The 22,559-nt window shown below is 69.0% G+C and carries 18 protein-coding genes and 2 pseudogenes; 10 read left to right on the forward strand and 10 right to left on the reverse strand.

Going from position 1 to position 22,559, the window contains the following annotated elements; genetic code table 11:
- Positions 1–17 precede the first annotated feature (17 nt).
- The gene (gene purD, locus Ahu01nite_RS15185; protein WP_203837157.1) at positions 18–1,259 is read right to left on the reverse strand and encodes a phosphoribosylamine--glycine ligase; all 1,242 of its coding nucleotides are present in this window, start codon (positions 1,257–1,259) and stop codon (positions 18–20) included.
- Positions 1,260–1,485: 226 nt separating this feature from the next.
- Here purD and Ahu01nite_RS15190 point away from each other — a divergent pair, with 226 nt between their 5' ends.
- The 4 genes and pseudogenes from Ahu01nite_RS15190 to Ahu01nite_RS52015 form a co-directional block, all read left to right on the forward strand.
- Positions 1,486–2,778 (forward strand): adenylosuccinate synthase, encoded by a 1,293-nt coding sequence (locus Ahu01nite_RS15190; RefSeq protein ID WP_203837158.1) that lies wholly within the window; start codon positions 1,486–1,488, stop codon positions 2,776–2,778.
- 1 nt (position 2,779) lies between these two features.
- Entirely contained in the window at positions 2,780–3,820 is a 1,041-nt protein-coding gene (locus Ahu01nite_RS15195) for a diacylglycerol kinase family protein (RefSeq protein ID WP_203837159.1), read from the forward strand.
- 681 nt (positions 3,821–4,501) lie between these two features.
- Positions 4,502–4,789 carry a hypothetical protein gene (locus tag Ahu01nite_RS50365; protein ID WP_239158865.1) on the forward strand — a complete coding sequence of 96 codons (288 nt, stop codon included), beginning with the start codon at positions 4,502–4,504 and terminating at the stop codon, positions 4,787–4,789.
- Between the two features lie 707 nt (positions 4,790–5,496).
- Positions 5,497–6,648 (forward strand): annotated as a pseudogene (locus Ahu01nite_RS52015) (MinD/ParA family ATP-binding protein); the annotation flags it as partial.
- 43 nt (positions 6,649–6,691) lie between these two features.
- Here Ahu01nite_RS52015 and Ahu01nite_RS15205 read toward each other — a convergent pair.
- Both Ahu01nite_RS15205 and Ahu01nite_RS15210 read right to left on the reverse strand, forming a co-directional pair.
- The gene (locus Ahu01nite_RS15205; protein WP_203837161.1) at positions 6,692–7,114 is read right to left on the reverse strand and encodes a DUF3151 domain-containing protein; all 423 of its coding nucleotides are present in this window, start codon (positions 7,112–7,114) and stop codon (positions 6,692–6,694) included.
- A gap of 26 nt (positions 7,115–7,140) precedes the next feature.
- Positions 7,141–8,148: an ADP-ribosylglycohydrolase family protein gene (locus tag Ahu01nite_RS15210; RefSeq protein WP_203837162.1), complete on the reverse strand. Its 1,008-nt coding sequence runs from the start codon at positions 8,146–8,148 to the stop codon at positions 7,141–7,143.
- Positions 8,149–8,166: 18 nt separating this feature from the next.
- Here Ahu01nite_RS15210 and Ahu01nite_RS15215 point away from each other — a divergent pair, with 18 nt between their 5' ends.
- Positions 8,167–9,345, forward strand: a complete 1,179-nt coding sequence (locus tag Ahu01nite_RS15215) for an LOG family protein (RefSeq protein WP_203837163.1) — start codon at positions 8,167–8,169, stop codon at positions 9,343–9,345.
- 31 nt (positions 9,346–9,376) lie between these two features.
- A complete protein-coding gene (locus Ahu01nite_RS15220) occupies positions 9,377–9,604 on the forward strand; it encodes a hypothetical protein (RefSeq protein WP_203837164.1) in 228 nt (75 codons plus the stop codon).
- On the opposite strand, the gene Ahu01nite_RS15225 is transcribed toward Ahu01nite_RS15220, so the two are convergent.
- Together Ahu01nite_RS15225 and fbaA are read right to left on the reverse strand one after the other, a co-directional pair.
- On the reverse strand, positions 9,601–10,167 hold the full coding sequence (locus Ahu01nite_RS15225; protein WP_239158860.1) for a hypothetical protein: 567 nt from the start codon (positions 10,165–10,167) through the stop codon (positions 9,601–9,603). The two genes, Ahu01nite_RS15220 and Ahu01nite_RS15225, sit on opposite strands and share 4 nt — an antisense overlap.
- Before the next feature lie 80 nt (positions 10,168–10,247).
- Entirely contained in the window at positions 10,248–11,273 is a 1,026-nt protein-coding gene (gene fbaA / locus Ahu01nite_RS15230; protein WP_203837165.1) for a class II fructose-bisphosphate aldolase, read from the reverse strand.
- A gap of 131 nt (positions 11,274–11,404) precedes the next feature.
- On the opposite strand from fbaA, the gene Ahu01nite_RS15235 reads away from it, so the two are divergent.
- On the forward strand, positions 11,405–12,940 hold the full coding sequence (locus Ahu01nite_RS15235) for a COG1361 family protein (protein WP_203837166.1): 1,536 nt from the start codon (positions 11,405–11,407) through the stop codon (positions 12,938–12,940).
- On the opposite strand, the gene Ahu01nite_RS15240 is transcribed toward Ahu01nite_RS15235, so the two are convergent.
- Positions 12,843–13,739, reverse strand: a complete 897-nt coding sequence (locus Ahu01nite_RS15240; RefSeq protein ID WP_203837167.1) for an LCP family protein — start codon at positions 13,737–13,739, stop codon at positions 12,843–12,845. The two genes, Ahu01nite_RS15235 and Ahu01nite_RS15240, sit on opposite strands and share 98 nt — an antisense overlap.
- Entirely contained in the window at positions 13,736–14,218 is a 483-nt protein-coding gene (locus Ahu01nite_RS15245; protein WP_203837168.1) for a SigE family RNA polymerase sigma factor, read from the reverse strand. Before Ahu01nite_RS15245 ends, Ahu01nite_RS15240 begins: the two co-directional genes overlap by 4 nt.
- Positions 14,219–14,315: 97 nt before the next feature.
- On the opposite strand from Ahu01nite_RS15245, the gene Ahu01nite_RS15250 reads away from it, so the two are divergent.
- The 3 genes and pseudogenes from Ahu01nite_RS15250 to Ahu01nite_RS52020 all read left to right on the forward strand — a co-directional run.
- A complete protein-coding gene (locus Ahu01nite_RS15250) occupies positions 14,316–15,719 on the forward strand; it encodes a 3' terminal RNA ribose 2'-O-methyltransferase Hen1 (RefSeq protein ID WP_203837169.1) in 1,404 nt (467 codons plus the stop codon).
- On the forward strand, positions 15,716–18,178 hold the full coding sequence (locus Ahu01nite_RS15255; protein WP_203837170.1) for a polynucleotide kinase-phosphatase: 2,463 nt from the start codon (positions 15,716–15,718) through the stop codon (positions 18,176–18,178). The genes Ahu01nite_RS15250 and Ahu01nite_RS15255 overlap by 4 nt, the downstream gene beginning before the upstream one ends.
- 53 nt (positions 18,179–18,231) lie before the next feature.
- A pseudogene (locus Ahu01nite_RS52020) lies at positions 18,232–18,999 on the forward strand (DedA family protein); the annotation flags it as partial.
- A 660-nt stretch (positions 19,000–19,659) separates the two neighbouring features.
- On the opposite strand, the gene Ahu01nite_RS15265 reads toward Ahu01nite_RS52020, so the two are convergent.
- The 3 genes from Ahu01nite_RS15265 to Ahu01nite_RS15275 form a co-directional block, all read right to left on the reverse strand.
- Positions 19,660–20,397, reverse strand: a complete 738-nt coding sequence (locus Ahu01nite_RS15265; RefSeq protein WP_203837171.1) for a class II aldolase/adducin family protein — start codon at positions 20,395–20,397, stop codon at positions 19,660–19,662.
- A 533-nt stretch (positions 20,398–20,930) separates the two neighbouring features.
- Entirely contained in the window at positions 20,931–21,308 is a 378-nt protein-coding gene (locus tag Ahu01nite_RS15270; RefSeq protein WP_092549981.1) for an ArsR/SmtB family transcription factor, read from the reverse strand.
- Positions 21,309–21,365: 57 nt separating this feature from the next.
- On the reverse strand, positions 21,366–21,758 hold the full coding sequence (locus tag Ahu01nite_RS15275) for a hypothetical protein (protein ID WP_203837172.1): 393 nt from the start codon (positions 21,756–21,758) through the stop codon (positions 21,366–21,368).
- Between the last annotated feature and the right edge of the window lie 801 nt (positions 21,759–22,559).

Raw genomic sequence — 22,559 nt, forward strand, 5'->3', positions numbered from 1 at the left:
AAGGCCGGCGTCTCCCATTAAAGCGCGATTCGGCCCTCGACTGCGGCGAGGGCGATGTCGGAGCGGTGGTGCGAGCCGTCGAGCTTGATCCGGCCGACCAGCTCGTATGCGGCCGCGCGGGCCGCCGCCAGGTCGGAGCCGGTCGCGGTGGCGCTCAGCACCCGGCCGCCGGCGGAGACCAGGGCGCCGTCGTCGCGGCGGGCGGTGCCGGCGTGGATCACACCGTCGAGCTCGCCACCCTCGATGACGTCACCCGTGCGAGGGGTTCCGGGGTAGTTGTGGCCGGCGACCACGACCGTGACCGCTGAGCCGTCGCGCCAGCGCAGCGGCGGGAAGTCGGACAGCGTGCCCGCGGCCGCCGCGTGCAGCAGCTCGCCGAGCGGCGAGTCCAGCATGGCGAGCACGACCTGGGTCTCCGGGTCGCCGAAGCGGGCGTTGAACTCGATGACCTTGGGGCCGGACCTCGTCAGCGCCAGCCCCACGTAGAGCAGGCCGGCGAACGGGGTGCCGCGCTTGCGCATCTCGGCCAGCGTCGGCTCGACCGTCTCGGCCATCACCCGCTCGACCAGGTCGGCAGGCACCCACGGCAGCGGCGCGTAGGCACCCATGCCGCCGGTGTTGGGGCCCTCGTCGTTGTCGAGTGCCCGCTTGAAGTCCTGCGCCGGCATGAGCGGCACCGCAGCCGTGCCGTCGGTCACCACGAAGAGCGAGACCTCGGGGCCGTCCAGGAACTCCTCGATGACGACCTGACCGCACTCGTCGGCGTGCTGCTTCGCCACGGCGAGCGAGTCGGTGACCACCACACCCTTGCCGGCCGCGAGCCCGTCGTTCTTCACGACATAGGGCACGCCGAACTCGGTCAGGGCAGCGTCGGCCTCCTCGGCGGTCGTGCACGCGAAGGACCTGCCGGTCGGCACGCCGGCGGCGGCCATGACGTCCTTGGCGAACGCCTTGGAGCCCTCCAGCTGGGCCGCGGCGGCGCTCGGGCCGAAGCAGGCGATGCCCTTGGCGCGCACGGCGTCGGCGACACCCGCGACCAGGGGCGCCTCGGGCCCGATCACCACCAGGTCGGCACCGACCTCGACGGCCAGGTCGGCGACCGCCGCAGGGTCCGTAGCGTTGACATCACGCAGCGTTGCGACCGCGGCGATGCCCGGGTTGCCGGGAGCCGCGATGAGCTGCTCCACCGAGGGGTCGGCAGCGAGGCCGACCGCGAGAGCGTGCTCGCGGCCACCGGATCCGATCAGAAGTACGCGCACGGGGCAGATCTTACGGGCCGCCGGTGATCACCTTCGAGGTCGTCCACATGGTCCACAGTGCACGCGGTGCGACAGCCGGATGACACCCTGTGGATAAGTAGGGCGGCCTGTGGATAACTGGTCCGACCTGTGGACAACCCGGAGGCGGTGAGCTGGGGAGTCGCGTAAACTTCGGCAGTACCCGGGCCTCTCCGCGTACGACGTGTTTCAACGGAAGGCGTCAGAAGTGCCGGTGATCGTTTTGGTCGGCGCCCAATGGGGCGACGAGGGCAAGGGCAAGGCGACGGACCTGCTGGGCGACCGGCTGGACTACGTGGTCAAGTTCAACGGCGGCAACAACGCCGGCCACACCGTGGTGATCAAGGGCGAGAAGTACGCCCTGCACCTGCTGCCCAGCGGCATCCTCACCCCCGGCGTGACCCCCGTGATCGGCAACGGCGTCGTGGTCGACCTCGCCGTGCTCTTCCAGGAGCTCGACGGTCTCGAGGCCCGCGGCATCGACACCTCCCGCCTGCGGATCAGCGCCAACGCGCACGTCATCGCGTCCTACAACCGCTCCCTCGACAAGGTCAGCGAGCGGTTCCTCGGTGCCCGGCGGATCGGCACCACCGGCCGCGGCATCGGCCCGACCTACGCCGACAAGATGAACAGGCTCGGCGTACGCATCCAGGACCTCTTCGACGAGTCGATCCTGCGGCAGAAGGTCGAGGCGGCCCTGTCGTTCAAGAACCAGGTCCTGTCGAAGATCTACAACCGGAACGCGATCAAGGCCGAAGAGGTCATCCAGGAGCTCCTCTCCTACACCGAGCGGCTGCGCCCGATGGTCGGCGACACCGCGCTCGAGCTGTCCCAGGCCCTCGACGAGGGCAAGGTCGTGCTCTGCGAGGCCGGCCAGGCGACCCTGCTCGACGTCGACCACGGCACCTACCCGTTCGTGACCAGCTCCAACGCGACCTCGGGCGGGGCCTGCACCGGCTCCGGCATCCCGCCGACGCGGGTCGACCGGGTCGTGGCGGTCCTCAAGGCGTTCACCAGCCGGGTGGGTGAAGGCCCGTTCCCGACCGAGCTGCACGACGAGATCGGCGACTACATCCGTGAGGTCGGTCACGAATACGGCACCACCACCGGACGCCCCCGCCGCATCGGCTGGCTCGACCTGGTGATGGGCCGCTACGCCCAGCGCATCAACGGCGTCACCGACTTCGTCCTGACCAAGCTCGACAACTACGACGGGCTCGACGAGATCCCGGTCTGCGTCGCCTACGAGGTCAACGGCGTGCGCCACGACGAGATGCCGGTCAGCCAGACCGACTTCCACCACGCCGTCCCGGTCTACGAGACGCTGCCCGGCTGGAAGAAGGACATCAGCGGCTGCCGCAGCTTCGACGAGCTGCCCGAGAACGCCCAGCGCTTCGTGGAGTACGTCGAGGCCCGCATCGGCGCCCGCATCTCGGTCGTCGGCGTCGGCCCCGGTCGCGAAGAGGTCATCGAGCGTCACTCGGTCCTGAGCGCGGCCTGACATGTACGACGTGATCCTGCTGAGCCTCGCCGAGGGTGGGGGCTCCGGCGCGGGTGGCTGCGGCGGTGCGTGCGGAGCCTGCGGCGTCCCGGAAAACTCTGGCGGCGCGACGGCTGGCGGCGGTGCGACGGCTGGGTGTGGGCATGAGCACAGTGATGGGGAGCGGTGTGCGTCGTGCGCGGCTCCTCGGGTGCCGGTGTTGCGGTGTGCTGAGGCGTTCACCGAGGCTGGGGCGCGGGTGGAGACCGTGGTCGCCGGGTCCGACGCGGAGATCGATGCGGTTATCGCGCGATTCGATGCTCCGGCGCGTACGGACGGATTGGTCTGGCCCGACCCGGACAGCAAGATTCGGCTGGTTGTGGCGGTCGCGACCGATGGGCAATTGAGGGCGGTCGTGCGCCGGCTCGTCCGGAGATATGCGCCGCCGCCCAGTAAGCGGCCCGCCGATCTGGCCGCGGATCGTACGGTTCCCGACCTGCCGCCGATCGCGATCCTGCCCCTCGACCCGGCCAACACTGGTGACCTGGCCGCCCAGCTCGGGCTGCCCCGCGACCCGGCCAAGGTCGCGGCTGCGGTGCTCAACGGCACGGTTCGCCGCCTTGACCTGCTGCGCAACGATGGCGGCTCGGTCACAGTGGACGGCGCCCTGGTGGGTGGCGTCGACGAGGCCGGGCGTGCGGTGCCGTGGCGGGGACGGGTCGAGGTCGACGACGCGGTGCTCTCCGACGGCAGCGATCACGTCATCGCGTGTGCGATCGGCAACGGCGGGGCATATGCGGAGTTCGACGGAATCCAACTGCTCGCCGAGGGCGATCCCACCGACGGCCGGGTCGAGGTCGCCGTTGCGGTCCCGGTCGTGGTCAAAGAACGGTTCAAGAAGCCACGGGTACGCATCGAGGTGCGTCGCGCCCGCGGCAGAGCCGTCTCGGTGCTCCCCCGCGACGGCGAACTCCAGTTCCTGGACGACGGTGTGGCAGGAAGCACTACCCGCAAACGCTCCTGGTGGACCGAGCCCGGGGCATGGGCGGTGTACGCAGCATGACCGTTTGTGCGACGCTGGTTGGTACTGGCACGTAGGTTCGAAAACTGTTTTACGGGGAGGTCGCATCCGTGGAGGACGAGAACGCCGAACGCGTCTACGTCCCGGGTACCAACGGCTCGCCACCCGACCGGGACGTCGAACCGTTCTGGCCGCCGGAGGAGCTGAGCGCCCCGGTCGCGCCCCATGGCGGCCGGCCGGCGCAGCAGGACCCGGCGCAGGCACGCCCGCCCCTTCCGGGAACGGGCGATTCCGGCGTGTATCGGCCCATGGACCGCGGGGCGCAGCCGTCGGACCCCTACGCGCAGCCTCCCGGTCCTGCCTATGGGCAGCAGCCCGGGCCCGGTAACGGGCAACAACCTGGCCCTGGTTACGGGCAACAACCTGGCCCTGGTTACGGGCAACAGGCCGGCCCCGGTCAACAGTCTGGTCACGGTAATGGGCAGCAGGCGGGGCCTGGTCAACAGTCCGGCCCCGGTAATGGGCAGCAGGCGGGGCCTGGTCAACAGTTTGGTCCCGGTAATGGGCAGCAGGCTGGGCCCGCTTACGGCGGGCGGGCGGGTGGGTCGCCCTTCGGCGGGCAGGGCGGGCCGCAGCAGGGCAATCCCGCCCCGGGGCCGCATGGCACGCAGCAGGCCAGGCCCGCTTTTGGCGCTCCGGCTCCTGGGCCGGTGTTCGGCACGGATGGCAACCGAGCTGATGGTGCGGCGCCGATGCATGGTGGGCCGCCCGTCCATGGCGGTGCTCCCGTTTTTGGTGGTGGCGCTGTGCATGGCGGTGCGCCTGTTCACGGTGGATCGCCCGTTCATGGTGGTGCGCCTGTGCATGGGGGTGCACCTGTTCATGGCGGCGCGCCCGTGGTCGGAGGCGGGGCGTCCGTGGTCGGAGGCGGGGCTGCGCCGGTGCACGGTGGCGGCAGCGCGCAGGTCAACGGCGGCGGCGCGCAGGTCAACGGTGGCGGCGGGCAGGTGAACGGTGGTAGTGGGTCTTTGAGTGGCGCTTCGGGGAGTGGTGAGGTGCCGGTCGGTGGGGCTGCTGGGCAGGATGCGGCGCCGCAGGAGGGTGCTTCGCAGGGGGCCCAGCAAGGTAGTGGGCGGCCGTGGGCCAGTCCGGCTGCGTCGGTTTCGGCTGCGCCGGATTCGCGGCTTTTCCGGGGTGGAAACAATCCGCCGCCCGGGCTGAACCCGGCGAGTGATGCCGGGGATGAGGACGGGGCGGACGAGGACGGCGGGCAGGGGCACGGGTCAGGGGATACGCCCTGGTCGCAGCCGCCGCAGCGGGCTATCGCGCCGGTGGTGGAAGAGGCTGCTGTGCCGGTGCCGCCGAGCGCTGACACGTCTCGGTCCGGGGCAAGTGCCACGGTTCAGGAGAATGGCGGGCCGACGTATCACCCGACTGCGACACCGCAGGCCGGGGCCGAGGGGCGTCCCGTTGCGGAGCCGAACGACTCGGGGGCGGTTTACCGGGCGGCGCCGGTTGCGCAGGATGGGCGTACCGAGGGAACTGCGGGACGGCCGGGGCCTATGCCGCCGCAGCCGGGACCGCAACAGCCCGGCCCGCAGCAGATGCCGCCTCAGCCGCACCCGGAGCATCCCGGGCCGCACCAGACCGGGCCGCACCAGACCGGGCCACAACAGCCTGGGCCACAACAAACAGGGCCACAACAGCCGGGGCCGCTACAGCCGGGTCCGCAACAGGCAGGGCCGCAACAGCCCTATCCGCAGCAACCGGGGCCCTACCAGCAGTGGCCGCAGAACGGGCCGCAGCAGCCGCCGACGCCGCCCGGGCCGTACCCGCCGCAGGTGGACCCCCGGGCGGTCGGGCCGCGGTCGCAGGATCACCAGCAGCCGAGCCAGCCGCCCGTAGACCCGTACCAGCAGCTGCCCTGGGTTTCGGACGGGACGCCGACTGCGGAGGAGTTCGCGCGGCGGCGGTTGGCGAAGCCGGTTGATCCGACCGCGACCATGGGGCCGCGGGCGATGCTGCAGAAGACCACGATGGGTCTGGTGCGGCTCGCGCCCGGTAAGCGGGAGCAGGAATACAAGCAGGACGTCGAGATGGTCCGGCGGAACTTCGGTGGGCTGCGGCAGGTGACCGTGGTCAACCCGAAGGGCGGCGCCGGCAAGACCGTGGCGGTGCTGCTGCTCGCCATGACGTTCGGGCAGAAGCGCGGTGGCTACGTGCTGGCCTGGGACAACAACGAGACCCAGGGCACGCTGGGCATGCGGGCGCAGCAGGACTTCCATGCTCGTACGGTTCGCGACATGATGCGGGATCTGCATCTGTTTCGGGGATCGCACGGGCGCGTCGGTGACCTGTCGCAGTATGTGCGGGCGCAGGGCGAGGGCATGTTCGACGTGCTCGCGTCCGATGAGTCCGCGACGGCGGGTGAGATGCTCACGGCGACCACGTTCGCCGAGATCCGGGAGATCGTCAGCCGGTTCTACAAGCTGATCTTCGTGGATACGGGTAACAACGTGCGGGCGCAGAACTGGCAGGCGGCGATGGATGCCACCGACCAGCTCGTGATCACCATGTCGGCGCGTAACGACTCGGCGGAGACCGCGGCGCGGATGCTGGACCACCTGGAGCAGAGCGGGCGGCAGCGGCTGGTCCGGCAGGCGGTGACCGTCGTGTCGATCCCGTCGACGCGTAAGGACATCGACCTGCCCGCGATCCAGCGGCACTTCGCGGCGCGGACCCGGGCGGTGCTGCTCGCGCCCTACGAGAAGTTGATCGACTCGGGTGAGCCGCTGCGGTACGGGCAGCTCTCCACCAACACGCGCGACTCCTGGCTCAAGATCGCAGCCGCGGTCGCTGAAGGGCTCTGAGCAAGAGGGCCGGGCCGTCGTCGGCTCGGCCCTCTACTCACGGTCAGGACAGGGCGTCGGCCGCAGCCGGGTCGCTGTCGCGGAGGAACTGGGCGCAGCGGGCCGCCTCGTCGGACTCGCCGATCTGGGCGGCGGCCTGGGACAGGGCGTGCAGCGCGCGCAGGAAGCCCTGGTTGGGCACGTGCGACCACGGCACCGGACCGTGGCCCTTCCAGCCGTTGCGGCGCAGGGCGTCGAGGCCGCGGTGGTAGCCGGTCCGGGCGTACGCGTATGCCGTCACCGGCTGCTTCTCGGCCAGGGCGTTCTCGGCGAGCGCCGCCCATCCGCCGCTGAAGGCCGGGAAGCGGGCCGCCACCTCCTTGTATGCCTCGTCGGTGCCGGTCTTCGCCGCCTCGACGAGGGCACCGTCGGCGGCCTCGTCGGCGGGCAGGCGGGTGGCCGGGGGTTCGGGAAGGAGATTCTGCATGTTCCTATTCAACCCGGACCCGGCTCCTACATTCCTGAGGGTCCGCTGTTATCCCACTCCGAGCCCAGCTTGTGCAGCCGGTCGGTGTATTCGATCCGCGTCGACCACGGCTCCGGCCAGGCATTCATGCCGAGGGCGGCGCCCGCGAAGGCACCCGCCAGGCAGGCGATCGAGTCGGAGTCGCCGGAGGATGCGGCGCCCCGGCCGAGGACGGCGATCGGCTCGTCGGGCGAGATCAGGTAGCAGTACAGCGCGGTGGCCAGCGCCTCCTCGGCGATCCAGCCGGCGCCGGTGGCCAGGCACGGGTCGCCGGCGAAGTCACCGCGGCGTAGGGCCCTCTCCACGCGGGCCAGGGCGGCGTCCGTTTCGTCCCAGCCGAGCGCGATGAACTCCGCGGGGCTGTTTGCCGTGGATCGCTGCCACAGGTCGCCGAGCCAATCGCCGCGGTAGTTGGTGCGCTCGGCGGCACAGCGCGCACGCAGCCGGGCAAGAAGATCTTGAGGATCAAGACCATCGGCCAGCCACCGTACGCTCAAAGCAGTCAACTCACTCGCCACCAGCCCGGTCGGGTGCCCGTGGGTGAGCCCTGCCTGCAACTGCGCACCACCGGCCAGCTGGTCCTCGGTCAGCCCCGGAGCCAGGCCGAGCGGGGTGACACGCATGTTCGCGCCGCACCCCTTCGAGTTGATCTGCGACGCGAGCTGCCACGGTTTGCCGTCGGCCAGCTCGCCGCACGCGCGCAGGCAGGTCATTCCGGGTGCGCGGTTGTTGTCGGGGCTGATGGCCCAGGCGAGGAACCCCTGGCGCAGGTTCTCCGCGAAGACGTCCGGCGTCACCGGGCCCGCGAGCATGGCCTCGCCGACCGCCAGCGCCATCTGGGTGTCGTCGGTGACGAGCGCCGGATCCCCCGACAACTCCTGGGGGCCGCCCGGGCCATACCTGGCGACGATGGTCGCGTAGTCCTGGAACTCGGTCGGCTTGCCCAGCGAGTCTCCGTAGGCCAGCCCGTACAGCGATCCCGACGCATTTCGCACGGTGGCTACCCTACGGGGATGTTCGGGGATCCTCAGCAACCTTTTGATGCCACCGAGTTCGAGGTCGAGTCACGGGCCGAGTTCGAGGTCCATCTGGCCAAACGTTCGCTCGCCGACCTGATCGTCCTGGGGCTGCGGCTGGACCAGGACCCACCCGACTTCACGGGCGTAGACGTCACCGGCACGTTCTTCATCGGCTGCGAGCTGGCGGACGCCGAGGTGGAGATCGACCTCATCCGGCGGGGCGCGCATCTGATCCCGCCGTTCGACGCGCGGCCGTTCCCGACCCATCCGGCGCATCTCTACACGCCGGAGGACCTGTCGTTCGGGTTCGCCCAGGACGGCTTCGCGGGCATGTACGACACCCGCGTCTACCAGCACTACCTCGAGCACGGCGGTGCCGCCCCGGATCTGCGGGAGGCGATCGCGCAACGGCTGCACGACGCCGGCATCGACAACGCGCTCGGCAAGGCGCTGGCAGCCTGGTTCGAGGCGCACGGGCCGCGCGGGGCGGTCGGGATCATGGGCGGGCACGCCGAAGCGCGGGGCTCAGACGCGTACAGGATGGCTGCTGATCTTGCCCATCGGCTGGCCGCGGCCGGACGGCTGATCGTGACCGGCGGCGGGCCGGGGGTGATGGAAGCGGCGAACCTCGGTGCGTATTTCGCGACCCGGGCCAAGGCTGAGCTGGACCGTGCGATCGACCTGCTCGCGCCGGCACCGGCCTTCATGGACCATGATCCGTTCACGGCAGCGGCTCTAGCGGTGCGCGCGGAATTCCCGCCGCCGACCACGGACTCACGCGATGTGGTCGCGCAGCTCACGCATGGTGGTCTGGCGCTGCCGACCTGGCTGTACGGGCACGAGCCCGCCAACCTGTTCGCGGGCCAGATCGGCAAGTACTTCTCCAACGCAGTACGCGAGGACTCGATCCTGAGGCTGGCCCGGGGCGGCATCGTGTTCGCGCCGGGGTGGGCGGGTACCGTGCAGGAGGTGTTCCAGGCAGCGACGAAGACCTTCTACCGGACCGACGGGCCCTCGGGCGCGTTCGTCTTCCTGGGTGTGGCGCACTGGGCGAAGCTGCCCGTGGTGGACCTGCTCAAGCCGCTGCTGGCCCGCTCTCCGCACGGCGACCAGTCGGATCTGATCGTGGTCACCGACTCGATCGACGAGGCGATGGCGGCACTCGAGGCGTAGTTGAGTAGCGCGGCCGTCGCACACTGTCGGCATGGGCACGATTCTTTTCGGTACGGGCTTCCTGGTGGCGGTCGCTGTGGCGGTGTGGCTGGCCGTGCGCGACCGCCCGGTCCACCTGCCGCCGTCGCGGTCCTTGCCGCCGCCGACCGGGACTGACAATCCGACACCGGGTTGGTACGGCGGCTCCCCGTCCCCGGACTACGGCGGCGGATCGCCGGGCGGCGGGGACAGTGGCGGCGGGGGCGGCAGTGGGTCTTAGGCGATGTGGACGCGGCGCCAGCTGTTGATCGGGAGGTCGCGTTCAGGGATGTCGGCGATGCCGTTCTCGTCCATGGCGTTGTAGATCGCGAGGCGGCCGCGGTCGAAGAGGAACTCGACGGCGTGCAGGATCCGGGGGCGCCACTCCGCGTTGGTGGTGCGTTCGATGATGTTGACCTCACGCAGGGCCTTGCCGCGGACCTTGCGCAGGGCGGGGTGCGGGTCGGCGCGCCAGTCGAGCTCGATGCCGGTGCCGTACCAGTCGACGGGGGCGCTCATGTCGACCTGGTCCCAGGAGATCGAGCACTCGTCGAACTTGCGGTGCGTTATCTCGACGTTCGTCTCACCGAAGCCGAGGATCACCGGGCCGTCGGCGAACCAGCCGCGCGCCGCGAGGTCCCACATGAGCCAGCCGGAGACCATCTTCTTGCCGATGAGCCGCGAGAACCGTGCTCTGTGGACTGCGGCGAGGGCCACGGCGTCGTGCTGCCATTCGGGATCGTAACCCTCGATGCCGAGCAAGATCACCGCCTCCGGGGAACAGAAGACGATGATCGTACCCATTGCATAGTGTGATCCTGCAACGGAACAGCGGCCGATCCCCATCGATGGGAACCGGCCGCTGTCGTGTGGTTACCGCAGAGTCACTTCGAGAGGCTCGTGCCCGTCGAGCGCAGGTGCTCGCAGGCCTCGACGACGCGCTGCGCGAGGCCGTTCTCGGCCAGCTTGCCCCAGGCCCGGGGGTCGTACGCCTTCTTGTTGCCGACCTCGCCGTCGATCTTCAGGACGCCGTCGTAGTTCTTCATCACATGATCGACGACCGGGCGCGTGAAGGCGTACTGAGTGTCGGTGTCGATGTTCATCTTGACCACGCCGAAGTCCAGGGCGCCCTGGATCTCGGAGAGCAGCGAGCCCGAGCCGCCGTGGAAGACGAGGTCGAACGGCTTCTCCTTGCCGTACTTGGCGCCGACCGCGTCCTGGATCTCCTTGAGGATCTCGGGGCGCAGCTGGACGTTGCCCGGCTTGTAGACGCCGTGCACGTTGCCGAAGGTCAGGGCCGTCATGTAGCGGCCCTTCTCGCCCAGGCCCAGCGCGGCGGCGGTGGCGAGCCCGTCCTCGACGGTCGAGTAGAGCTTGTCGTCGATGTCGGCCGAGACGCCGTCCTCCTCGCCACCGACCACGCCGACCTCGATCTCGAGGATGATGTGCGCGGCCGCGGCCTGGGCCAGCAGCTCCTCGGCGATCTGCAGGTTCTCGTCGACCGGCACGGCCGAGCCGTCCCACATGTGCGACTGGAACAGCGGGGCGAGCCCCTTGCCGACGCGCTCCTTGCTGATCGCGAGCAACGGTCGGACGTACCCGTCGAGCTTGTTCTTCGGGCAGTGGTCGGTGTGCAGCGCGATGTTGATCGGGTAGTTCTTGGCGACCTCGGTGGCGAACTCGGCCAGGGCCACCGCGCCGGTGATCATGTTCTTCACGGTCGGGCCGGAGGCGTACTCCGCGCCGCCCGTGGAGATCTGGACGATGCCGTCGCTGCCCGCTTCGGTGAACCCCTGCAGGGCCGCGTTGAGGGTCTGCGAGGACGTTACGTTGATCGCTGGATACGCGAACGCGCCTGACTTGGCGCGATCGAGCATCTCGGCATAGACCTCAGGGGAAGCGATGGGCATCGGGAGCGCTCCTTGATCTTCGGGACGGGACCGGGCTGTCTCCGGTTAGAAAGTATCCCGCAGGGCTGGACCGTCACGGTAATCGCCCCGTTACCCAAGTGCTAGATCGATAGTGCACCTACGCTCCGGTGATGCTCCTGTACCGGATGGTGTTCGTGCTGCTGGTGATGGCCGTGAGCGGGATCGCCGGCCCCATGTCAGCCGGCGGCCCAGCATCGGCCGCGCCCGCCCTGCCCCGGCTGAAGACCATGCTCGGTCCGATCACGATCGCGCCCGGCACCGAGGACTTCACGACCGACCTGGCCGGCGTGCTGGCCGAGCGCGATGATCCCGTGCGGGCGCACCGGGTCCGCTACACGATCGACGTGAGCGATGTGGATGACCTGGTCACGCTCACATTCGGCGGGTACGCGGACGACATCATCGTCGCCTCCGGACCGTCGCCCTGTGCTCTCGAGGGCTCCGTCTTCAGGTGCGCGCGTTCCGGCGTACGCCCATCGGCGGGCTTCGTCCTCGAACTGGGTTTCTTCGAGGTGACGTCGTCGGACACGGCTGTCCCGGGCGACTCCGGCACCATCAAGGTCACCGCGCGGGTGGACGACGGGCCTGCGACGGTCAGCACTTCCGTGGTTCGCATCGGGGAGACGGTGGACCTGGCTTCTACGGGAGATCTGCGGGTGTCCGCAGCTCCGGGGCGTACGGCGAGGATCAGCCCTGGGGTTCGCAACGCCGGGAAAGCCACCGTGACGGGAACGGTTCTGGCACTGCAGATGCCGCGCGAGCTGATAGCTACGGACGCGAGCAATTGTTACTACGAGGAGCAGGTTTACTGCGTTTTCGACCGGGACCTGGTGCCCGGCAGGTCCTATGCGCTGTCGGAGCCGGTCGAGCTGCGGCCGCCGGCGGACTCCGCGCAGGGGAGCCGGGCCGAGTTGATGATGCAGTGGCTCACCACGGCGGCGTGGGAGGACTGGCAGGCAATGTTCGACGGGCTGCCGGGCAAACCGGGGACCGGCGATCCGATCACCCTCGTGCCTGCCGCTGCGGCGGCCGGTCTGCCGCAGGTCGACGTCAATTCCGATCAGTACGCCGGAGTCGTGCTGACGGTCACGGGTAAGCACCCGCCGAAGCTGGTGGTGACGGCTCCCGCGGTGACGATCCGGCCGGGTAAGAAGGCGACCATCCGGGTGGGAGTGCGTAACGACGGCCCCGGCACGCTGCGCAGCCTCTTCGACAACAACTGGCTGATGACCCGGATCAAGCTTCCCAAGGGAGTAAAAGCCACCACCCGGGACCGGCGGTGCCTGGCGGAATACGGCACCACCGGCTCGTTCACCTGCTGGACCAGCGAGGGCACGATCGCGCCCGGCGAGGCGGTCAGCTTCGCGTTCACCGTCACCGCGGGCCGGAGGTTCGCGGGTGGGACGGGCACCGCGTCGACCGGCGCCTGGGTCGGCGCGTTGTCGAGCGCAAGGACAACGCTGCGGTTGACCGTCCCCGCCGGGCTGCCGATCACGGGTCCTGCAGTGTGGCCCGGTGGCCTGCTGGTCGCGGTCGGAGCGCTGCTTTTTATCTCAGGACGTGATCGGGGTTGGCCAGCACCCAGTCGGCGAGCCCGTCGGAACGGACCGCCGCGTAGAGATCCTCGGGGTCCTTCGGGGAGCTGACTGCGACTATCTCGGCGTCGGCCAGCGTGGCCGCGGCCCCGAGCAGCGTCTGAGTGTCGCCGTCCATGGTGACGCCGTTGCCGCCCGCTCGGACCAGCTTGGCGATCCGGGCGGGGTCGGTGACCGTGCCGTCGGTTATCACCCGGGTGGCGAGCGCCTGAAGCACCCGCTCGGGATCGGTTCGCAGCACCGGCGTCACGGTGTCGGCGTCGAGCTGCTCGCACTGCTTCGACCGGCAGACCTCGATGCCGTTCACCGCGCCCGTGATCGCGCGGAACGCCCGGTAGTCGACCGTCGCCGTGGCGGCGAACTCCACGCCGGTGAACGCGGAGACCATGCTCGTGGTCCTCTCCGGGCCGCCGCGGGCCAGCGTGTTGCGCAGCGAGCTTTCGGCGCGGGGCAGGCCCACCGCGTACGCCCGGGAACGATCGGCCGAGATGTGGATCATCACTACCGTGTCTGCATGCGGATCCCCCGATGCCGCAGTCAGGCGGTTCTCGCTACCGATCACGAGGACGTCGAGCGGGCCCGCCACCGCGGGCTGGGACGGCCCGATGCTGCTGAGCACGTTGACGGCCGGCGCTTGTTGCGCACCCTGGTGCCACTGCTGGAACGCGACGGGCAGGGCGGCGCCCGCGAGCACCACCGCCGCGGCCGCCCCTGTTGTTCGCAGGACCAGTCGACGGCGCTTTGCTCGTACCCACGCGATATTGATCTTGTCTCGCACCGGGCCGGTGGCCGGCGTCTGATCCTCGTGCCGCTCGAAGGCCGCCCGGAGCTCCTCCTCGATCCTGCTCATCTGGCCTCCACCAGCTCGGTGCGGAGCGTGGCGAGCGCCCGCGAGATGGACGAGCGGACCGTCCCGACCGCGCAGCCGAGCACGTCGGCGATCTCCTGGTCGGGAAGGTCTTCGTAGTAACGCAGCACCAGCGCCGCACGCTGACGACGCGGGAGGCCGGAGAGCATGCTCCAGACCCGGTCGCGCTCGGCGGACCGGTCGGCGTGGTCGGAGGGGACCGGGACGCTCGGATCGGGCTCGGCCCGCAGCAGGACACGGCGCCACCAGGAACCGCGGCGCAGCTCGATGAACTGGTTGGTGAGCATCCTGCGCACATAGCCGTCGGGCGAGTCGCTGCGCTGGACGCGTTTCCAGTTCAGCTGGACGCGGACCATCGTCTCCTGGACGAGATCCTCGGCGCTGTGCGGATCACCGGTCAGCATGGTGGCATAGCGCAGCAACGCGCTCAGCCGGCTGTCGGCGAACTCCTCGTAGGTCACGGGCACCTCCGCACCTACGACGGGATCGGACCCCCGAATCATTGCGGTGGCGCGCAAATCATTCGCTCACATTCCTGGCCGCTGGGATCATCAGCGCGTGCTGCTCACCGTGACAACCACCCACCGGCCGGCGACCGACCTCGGTTACCTGCTGGTCAAGCATCCGGACCGGACGCATTCCTTCGACGTGCCCACCGGCACGGCGCATGTGCTCTACCCGGAGGCGACCGAGGACAGGTGCACCGTCGCCCTCCTTCTCGACGTCGATCCTCAGCGTCTCGGGGGCGGTCGTAAGCAGCAGGCATCGCCGGATTCGTTCACGCTCGGGCAGTTTGTCAACGATCGGCCGTACGCCGCTTCGAGCCTGCTGGCCAGCGCACTCGCCAAGGTCTTCCGCAGTGCGCTGCGCGGCGAGTCGAAGGACCGGCCCTCGCTGGCCGCTACGCCGATCCCGTTGGAGATCCATGTGCCGGTGCTGCGGTGCAAGGGTGATCCGGTTGCGCTCTTCGAGCCGCTGGGGTGGACGGTCACCGCGCGGGTGATTCCGCTCGACGATGTGCCGGAGGGGCATCCGCTCGCCGGGGACAGCGCGTATGTGGATCTCACCCTCACCGGGACGCTGCGCCTTGCCGACGCGCTCAACCATCTGTACGTGCTGCTGCCGGTGCTGGACGACGCGAAGCACTACTGGGTGGCGCCGGACGAGATCGACAAGCTGCTGCGGTCGGGTGAGGGGTGGCTGGCTTCGCATCCCTCGAAGGAGCTGATCGCTCGGCGGTACCTCGCCCATCGCCGTTCCTACATGCTCAGCGCGCTGGAACGCCTTTCGCCGGATTTGTCGGCTGATGGCGATTTGTCTGGGGAGTCGGCGCCGGCAGCTCCCCGCGACCCCTCGCTTGCGGAACAGCGCCGGGACGCCGTGCTCGCTGCGCTGGCAGCTTCAGGCGCGTCACGGGTGCTTGACCTCGGGTGCGGTGGCGGGGCGTTGCTCGCTGGGCTGATCAAGGACATGCGCTACACGGAGATCGTCGGGACTGACGTGTCGTCAAAGGCGCTCGACCTGGCTCACAAGCGGCTGCATCTGGACAACGTTCCTTCGCGGCAGGCGGGGCGGGTGACGTTGTGGCAGTCGGCGTTGACGTATCGCGATGATCGACTGAAGGGCTTCGACGCGGCCGTGTTGATGGAGGTCATCGAGCATCTGGACTTGTCGCGGTTGCCCGCGCTGGAAGCTTCGGTGTTCGGTCATGCGCGCCCGGGGACCGTGGTCGTGACTACTCCCAATGCTGAGTACAACGTGCTGTACGAGGGGTTGAGCGGGATGCGGCACAGTGACCATCGCTTCGAGTGGGGGCGTTCATCCTTCGCCGCTTGGACAGATCGGATTTGTACGACTTACGGCTACAACGCCGCACTGAGCTTTGTGGGCAATATGGACAAATCGGTCGGCGGGTCCACCCAGATGGCCATCTTCACGCTGCCCAGGAAGGACGAGTCGTGACCGAGATCGACATCCCCGAGCTCGCCCTCGTGGCCCTCGTCGGCATCTCCGGATCCGGCAAATCCACCTTCGCGCGCGCCAACTTCGCCCCGACCCAGGTGCTCTCCTCGGACTACTTCCGGGGCCTGATCGCCGACGACGAGAACGACCAGTCCGCGTCCGCCGACGCGTTCGACGTGCTGCACTACGTCGCTGCCAAGCGGCTCAAGGCCGGCCGGCTCACCGTCGTCGACGCCACGAACCTGCAGTCGCACGCCCGCGCCGGCCTGGTCAAGGTCGCCCGGGAACACGACGTGCTGCCCGTCGCCGTGGTGCTCGACGTGCCGGAGTCGGTGGCGTGGGAGCGTACGCAGACCCGCCCCGACCGTACGTTCGGCAAGCAGGTCCTCACCCGCATGCACCGCGACCTGCGCCGTTCGCTCGGGCAGCTCGCCCGCGAGGGATTCCGCAAGGTGCACGTGCTGCGGGGCGCCGACGAGATCGCCGGGGCCACGATCCGCTACGAGAAGCTCTACAACGACCGGCGTGAACTCACCGGGCCGTTCGACATCATCGGCGACGTGCACGGCTGCCGCGCCGAGCTCGATCTGCTGCTCGAGAAGCTCGGTTACCCCGCGGAGGGCGTACACCCCGAGGGTCGCACTGCTGTCTTCGTCGGTGACCTGGTGGACCGTGGCCCGGACTCCCCCGGGGTTCTGCGGCGCGTCATGGGCATGGTGCGTGCCGGGAGCGCGATCTGCGTACCCGGAAATCATGAACAGAAGCTGGCCCGCAAGCTCAACGGCCGTCAGGTGCAGCTCACCCATGGCTTGCCGGAGACGCTCGCGCAGCTCGAGCAGGAGCCGCCGGAGTTCGTCCAGGAGGTCCGGACGTTCATCGAGGGGCTGGTCAGCCATTACGTGCTCGACGGCGGCAAGCTCGTGGTCGCGCACGCGGGACTCAAGGAGGAATACCAGGGACGGGCGTCCGGGCGGGTGCGGTCGTTCGCGCTCTACGGCGAGACCACCGGCGAGACCGACGAGTACGGGCTCCCGGTGCGCTACCCGTGGGCCCGCGACTACCGGGGCTCGGCGGCGGTCGTCTACGGCCACACGCCGACGCCTACGCCGGAGTGGATCAACAACACGATCTGCCTCGACACCGGCTGCGTGTTCGGTGGGAAGCTGACCGCGCTGCGCTGGCCTACCCGTGAGCTGGTCTCCGTGGCGGCCGCCCGGGAGTACTACGAGCCGGCCAGGCCGTTGGTTGTGGAGCGCCCGGATACGGGACTCGACCTGCAGGACGTGACCGGCCGCCGGCACCTCGACTACGGCTACGGCCGCACCACCATCCCCGCGGAGAACGCCGCCGCGGCCCTGGAGGTCATGAGCAGGTTCGCGCTCGCGCCCGAGACCCTGATCTGGCTGCCGCCGACGATGGCACCCTGCTCGACGGCGACGGTCGAGGGGTATCTCGAACACCCGTCGACGGCGTTCGCGGACATGCGGTCGGCGGGCGTCGGCACCGTGGTGTGCGAGGAGAAGCACATGGGGTCGCGTGCCGTTGTGCGGGTCTCGCGGGAGGGGGCGGGGGATGCGATCTGGACGCGTACCGGCAGGCCCTTCTTCGACGCCGAGCGGAACGCGGCCCTGCTCATCCGGGTCCGGGCCGCAGCGATCGAGGCGGGAGTGCTCGACGACGGCTGGATGCTGCTCGACACCGAGCTGCTGCCGTGGTCGGCGAAGGCCGGCGGGCTGATCCGCGAGCGTTACGCCGGGGTCGGCGCGGCCGGACGCGCGGCGTTGCCTGCTGCGCTGACGGTGCTGGACCGGGTGGCGGCGCGCGGACTGGACGTCACCGCGTTGCGGGAGCGGATGGCGCTGCGGGCGGAGGAGATCGCGGGGTATTCAGCTGCCTACCGCGCGTACGTGCGACCCACCGACGGCCTGGACGGGGTGACGCTCGCGCCGTTCGCCGTTCTCGCCGCCCAGGGCGTCAGCCACAGCGACAAGGACCACGGCTGGCACCTGGACATCGCCGACAAACTGGTCGCCGCCGATCCGGCGCTGTTCACGCCGACCCGGCGAATGCTGGTCGACCTGAGCGACCCCGAATCCGAGCGGGCAGCCACCGACTGGTGGCTCGAGCTGACCGGAGCGGGCGGCGAGGGGATGGTCGTCAAGCCGTGGGCGGGCCTCGGCGCGACCGACACCCGCGGGCGGCTGGTCCAGCCGGGCGTCAAATGCCGTGGCCGCGAATACCTGCGGATCATCTACGGACCCGAATACACCCGCCCCGAGCAGCTCGAACGTCTCCGCGCCCGGAACCTGGGCCGCAAACGAGGGCTGGCCCTGCGCGAACACGGTCTGGGCCTCGCCGCCCTCGACCGCGTCGCCGAGCAGGCGCCGCTCTGGAAGGTGCATGAGCTGGTCTTCGCCATTCTCGCCGCGGAGTCGGAGCCGGTCGACCCGCGGTTGTAATCCACAGCATTCATACAGCTGCCGCTTGGGGAAGGACCGGTACCCTTCCTCCCGTGGAGCTTCATGCGCTGACCGAACAGCTCGCGTTCAACCCGCTCAATGCGAAGGATCTTTTGCAGACCTTCGGGTTGATCGGCGTCTGGGCGATCCTCTTCGCGGAGACAGGCCTGCTCGTCGGGTTCTTCTTCCCCGGAGACTCCCTGCTGTTCCTGGCAGGTGTGGCCGCGTCCCCCGTCGCCAACGCCATTTTCGGCGACGGGACCCGGATCTCCCTGGCCGGCCTGCTGATCGGCGCGCCAGTCTGCGCCATCGCCGGCGCGCAACTCGGCCACTACCTGGGCGCGCGATACGGCAAGCGCATGTTCGAGAAGAAGGACAGCAAGCTCTTCAAGCGCGAATACGTCGAAAAGGCCGAGTACTACTTCGAGAAATTCGGCCCCGCCAAGGCGGTCGTCCTGGCCCGCTTCATCCCGATCGTCCGCACGTTCCTCAACCCGGTCGCCGGCACCCTGGGCATGCCCGCCCGCCAGTTCTTCATCTGGAACGTCGTCGGTGCCATCCTCTGGTGCGACGGCGTCCTGCTGATCGGCTACCTGCTCGCCCAGCAGATCTACGACGCCATCGGCGACAAGATCGACCACTACATCCTGCCGGTGGTCTTCGTCATCGTCCTCATCTCGATCCTCCCGATCCTGATCGAGATGCTCCGCGAACGTAAGGCCAAGAAGCGCGCCGCCGCCGAGGGTGTCCCGGCCGACGAGGCGACTCCCGCTGCCGCGATCGGCGTGGTCGCCGCGGCCACCGTCGCCGGCCTGGCCGAGGAGTTCACCGACCACCACGGCAATGCGGGACGGCAGGACTTCAACCAGCCGGAGTCGCGCCAGGGATTCGGGCAGCCGGGGTTCGGTGAGCAGGGGTTCGGGCAGCCGGGGGTCGGTCAGCCGGGGGTCGGTCAGCCGGGGCACGCGCAAACCGGCTATGACGCGCAGCCTGGCTATGGGCAGCAGGGTCAACCGCAGCAGGGGTATGGGCAGCAGCAGGGTTACGGCCCACAGGATCAGGGTCCGCAGGGCTACGGCCAGCAGGGCCCCGGTCAGCAAGGCCCCGGCCAGCAAGGCCCCGGCCAGCAGGACTATGGCCAGCAGGACTATGGCCAGGGTGGCTATGGGCCGGACAGCTACGGTCGTTACCCGCAGCAGGATCCGCAACACGATCCGCAGCAGCAGAATGGCGAGCCGCGGCCGTACGGTCAGCAGGATGAGGATGAGCCGCGCAATCATCGGCCGCGCCACTCAGCCTGAAATCAAAAACTTCATGTCGTAGCTCGGCGGGTGGTGCAGACCGCAACTCCCGTCGAGGCCGGGCGCAGCGAGCCAAGAGCCTGGCGGCTCAGAACGGCTCCCTGCGCCCTTCTTTCTGCATAAGTGGTCACCCTTTTTCACACCCACGGGTGGCCCGCCCAGGTTTTTCCCGAACGTTCCTCAGACCGCTATCGGCGTTTTCTCCGCGAGCCGGTCCAGGAATTCCCCGGACACCTCGCGAACGCTGCCGAGACGCCCGACGGTCAACGCCTGATAGGTGAGCCGGGCCGCTTCCTCAAGGTTGCGCGCCCGTTTGTGAGCCAGTTCCACACTGTCGGCCAGCACCACAAAACCGTGCTGACTGAGCACCAGACAGTTGGTGCCGTCCGCCGCCATCGCCGCCGCCACGGCCGCGACCTCGGTGCCGCCGGGCTCCCGGAACGGCACGGTCGCGATCCGCCGCAGATGGTCGGCATGATCGGTGGTCACCAACCGGATGCGTTCGCCCAGGGCGTCCAGCAGCAGCGTCATCGGCGCGTGCACGTGCACAATCGCCTGAACGTCGGGCCGGGTCCGGTACAACGCCAGATGCAGAGCCAGCTCGCCACTCGGCTCGAGCCGCGGCGGGGTCACTTTCCGGAGCGTGGCCGGCGAACCGTCGAAGATGCGTACAGCGGTGAAGGTGCTGCGGCTCAGCCTCTCGAGCCAGCTGCCGCGACCCGTCACCCAGCAAGCGCCGCCGCCGTCCTCACTGAAGCCGACGTCCTCACTGAAGCCGTCGCCGACGTCGTCGCAGACGTCCGCGGCGGCGATACGAGCGGAAAGGTTGCCACCCGCGCCACAGGCCAGACCGGCCTGGACGACGTCGTAGCCCACATGCGCGAGCTGATCGCGCAGATCACCGGGCACGTAATTCACCCGTCAACTCCTCGGGGTCCTGGGGGTGGATCCACATGGAGGAGGGGTTCCCGCCTGGCGTCACCGAACTTCCCATGCGTGACGCCAGGCCACTGCCCGCCCGCTAGGGAGCGGTTCCAGCCATTCCGAGCGGGGCTGCTCCGCGCGGCCCGCCAGCCGCGTGAGCGTTGCCCAACCCGTACCAGTCTCGCCCTGACCCGGCTCCCACTCTCGAAGCCGGACTGCCTCTCGCTCTTGCTTTCGCTCCTGCTCCAGGCCGGACCTGCTTCCCGCGCTGAGGCCAAATCGCCCCTTGCCGGAAGCCGAGACCCGGCCTCGTTGCCAGACCCGGTCTCCGATCGCGCCCGGTCCCACCATGGACCGGCCACGTCCTTCAGACCTGGCCTCGCGTCGAGGCCTGTGGCCGGCGCCGCGCGACCCCGTCCGTCGCGTGTGCTCCGACCTGACCCGCCCAGATGCGGTGAGCGGGCTCGCACCTTTCCGTTCCGTGCAATTCCTGGCCCGCGCGGGCCCTTGGGAGACCCGCGCGAGTCTCAGCGAGCCTTTTTGGTGGCTCGCTTACGCGGCGGGGTGAGCAGATCCGCGATGGTTGCGATCGCGGACGGCACCAGCCGGTAGTAGGCCCACACTCCACGCTTTTCGCGCTCGAGCAGGCCGGCCTCCGTCAAAATCCGGAGGTGGTGGCTCACGGTCGGCTGCGACAGACCCAACGGTGCGGTGAGGTCGCAAACGCACGCCTCGCCGTCCGTTGCGGACTGAATAAGGCTCAGCAGTCGAAGCCGAGCAGGATCCGCGAGTGCTTTGAGCACCCCGGCCAGTCGCTCCGCATCCGCACGTTCAATAGGCTCGCCGGCCAGCGGCGAGATCTGAGGCATTGTCATTTCCGCCAACGCAGTTCCCACGATCTCCATCCTTCCACCAACTGCATCGATTCTCCTGCATGTGCGCAGGAACGAACCGGCTGACTTTCAGGCCGTAAGGCCGAAGTCGATCGAACGGTAGGCCGATCGGCACGTCTGTCCGGCACCCCGCACGGCAGCGCCCGCATCCCGATCCACCATTCCGGCTACACCGACTTCGGTCTCTGCCTCCTGCAACGCCTCAGGCGCCGTCTGGTCGCTGCCCATCGCTGTCGAGCTGCTCGATCCCCGCCCCTGGAGTGAGCAGCCCCACATTTCGATTTCACGATCAGTACGGTCTCCACCCGGCGCCCGCCCGGTCGCCGGAACGTCCTTGTCCCACACCGTCACCCGGTGCGAGGCGGTGTTGCAGTCAGCATCACGACCCGATGAAAGCACGGCACAACGCTGCGCGACGGGCAATTCAGTGATGAATTTACGCAGGTCGTGGTGGGCTTCCATGACATCGAGAGTACTGGCTACCTCGAAACTGGAACGTTCTGCCCTGCCAGGGCGGAAAGGAACTATTGACGCACGCCTAAACCAGTTCCTTACAGGAAATAATGTTAACTGAATCACCCGGATGAACTGGTTCAGACCTCGCATAGACGCAGCTCAAAGCCCTTGAACCCACCCCGCCGCCCCACCCCCCAGACAACGAAGGTCATCGAACGAGTACGCACCGACACCGAAGCCTGCATGACACATGTGCCCGTCCTCTGGGAAACCCCGCCCACTCAGCGAAATTCGACAGACCCTCGTCGCCCAACGCCACCCGTTCGGGTGACCCACATCCGTCTATGCGATGTCCCCCACTAGCTGGACTGACACGTCCAACACTGAATTTCATCCACAAAATCCCACCCCCGCCCCAACAGACAGTGACCCCCGCAACTAAGCGGCCACCCCGCCCACCGCCACCTCGGCGAACTCCTCGCAACGGCAACCCCGGCCCGACCGCCATCCACGACCGGCCCTTCCAGATAACGGCTGCGGGCGAGATCACACCACCCACCAGCCATAAGCCGACTCACTTCCACCACCCGAACGAGTCCACGCCACATTCCACAAACGCACCCGCCAACCTTCAAAAGCGCTGCGCCCAGGGCACGGTCCAGCTTCCATCCGGCATTGGGGACGAGGGGGCCACGGCTCGGGTCCGCTCACAGCCGGGCAAGCACCCCCGTGCCAACTGACAGACCCGCGCCTGCTCCCATGCCAGCTCGTGGACAGGTGGGGCCCTGTGCAAGCTCAAAGAGGGGG

It is taken from the genome of Winogradskya humida (assembly GCF_016862215.1).
GTDB lineage: Bacteria > Actinomycetota > Actinomycetes > Mycobacteriales > Micromonosporaceae > Actinoplanes > Actinoplanes humidus.

Excerpts from the sequence above, each read along its gene's own strand:
- fbaA (WP_203837165.1), bottom strand. The coding sequence starts at position 11,273 with ATGCCCATCGCTTCCCCTGAGGTCTATGCCGAGATGCTCGATCGCGCC.
- Ahu01nite_RS15275 (WP_203837172.1), bottom strand. The coding sequence starts at position 21,758 with ATGGAAGCCCACCACGACCTGCGTAAATTCATCACTGAATTGCCCGTC.
- Ahu01nite_RS15220 (WP_203837164.1), top strand. The coding sequence starts at position 9,377 with ATGGGCACGATTCTTTTCGGTACGGGCTTCCTGGTGGCGGTCGCTGTG.
- Ahu01nite_RS15235 (WP_203837166.1), top strand. The coding sequence starts at position 11,405 with ATGCTCCTGTACCGGATGGTGTTCGTGCTGCTGGTGATGGCCGTGAGC.
- Ahu01nite_RS15225 (WP_239158860.1), bottom strand. The coding sequence starts at position 10,167 with ATGGGTACGATCATCGTCTTCTGTTCCCCGGAGGCGGTGATCTTGCTC.
- Ahu01nite_RS15270 (WP_092549981.1), bottom strand. The coding sequence starts at position 21,308 with ATGGAGATCGTGGGAACTGCGTTGGCGGAAATGACAATGCCTCAGATC.
- Ahu01nite_RS15240 (WP_203837167.1), bottom strand. The coding sequence starts at position 13,739 with ATGAGCAGGATCGAGGAGGAGCTCCGGGCGGCCTTCGAGCGGCACGAG.
- Ahu01nite_RS15205 (WP_203837161.1), bottom strand. The coding sequence starts at position 7,114 with ATGCAGAATCTCCTTCCCGAACCCCCGGCCACCCGCCTGCCCGCCGAC.
- Ahu01nite_RS50365 (WP_239158865.1), top strand. The coding sequence starts at position 4,502 with ATGGCAACCGAGCTGATGGTGCGGCGCCGATGCATGGTGGGCCGCCCG.
- Ahu01nite_RS15195 (WP_203837159.1), top strand. The coding sequence starts at position 2,780 with ATGTACGACGTGATCCTGCTGAGCCTCGCCGAGGGTGGGGGCTCCGGC.
- Ahu01nite_RS15215 (WP_203837163.1), top strand. The coding sequence starts at position 8,167 with ATGTTCGGGGATCCTCAGCAACCTTTTGATGCCACCGAGTTCGAGGTC.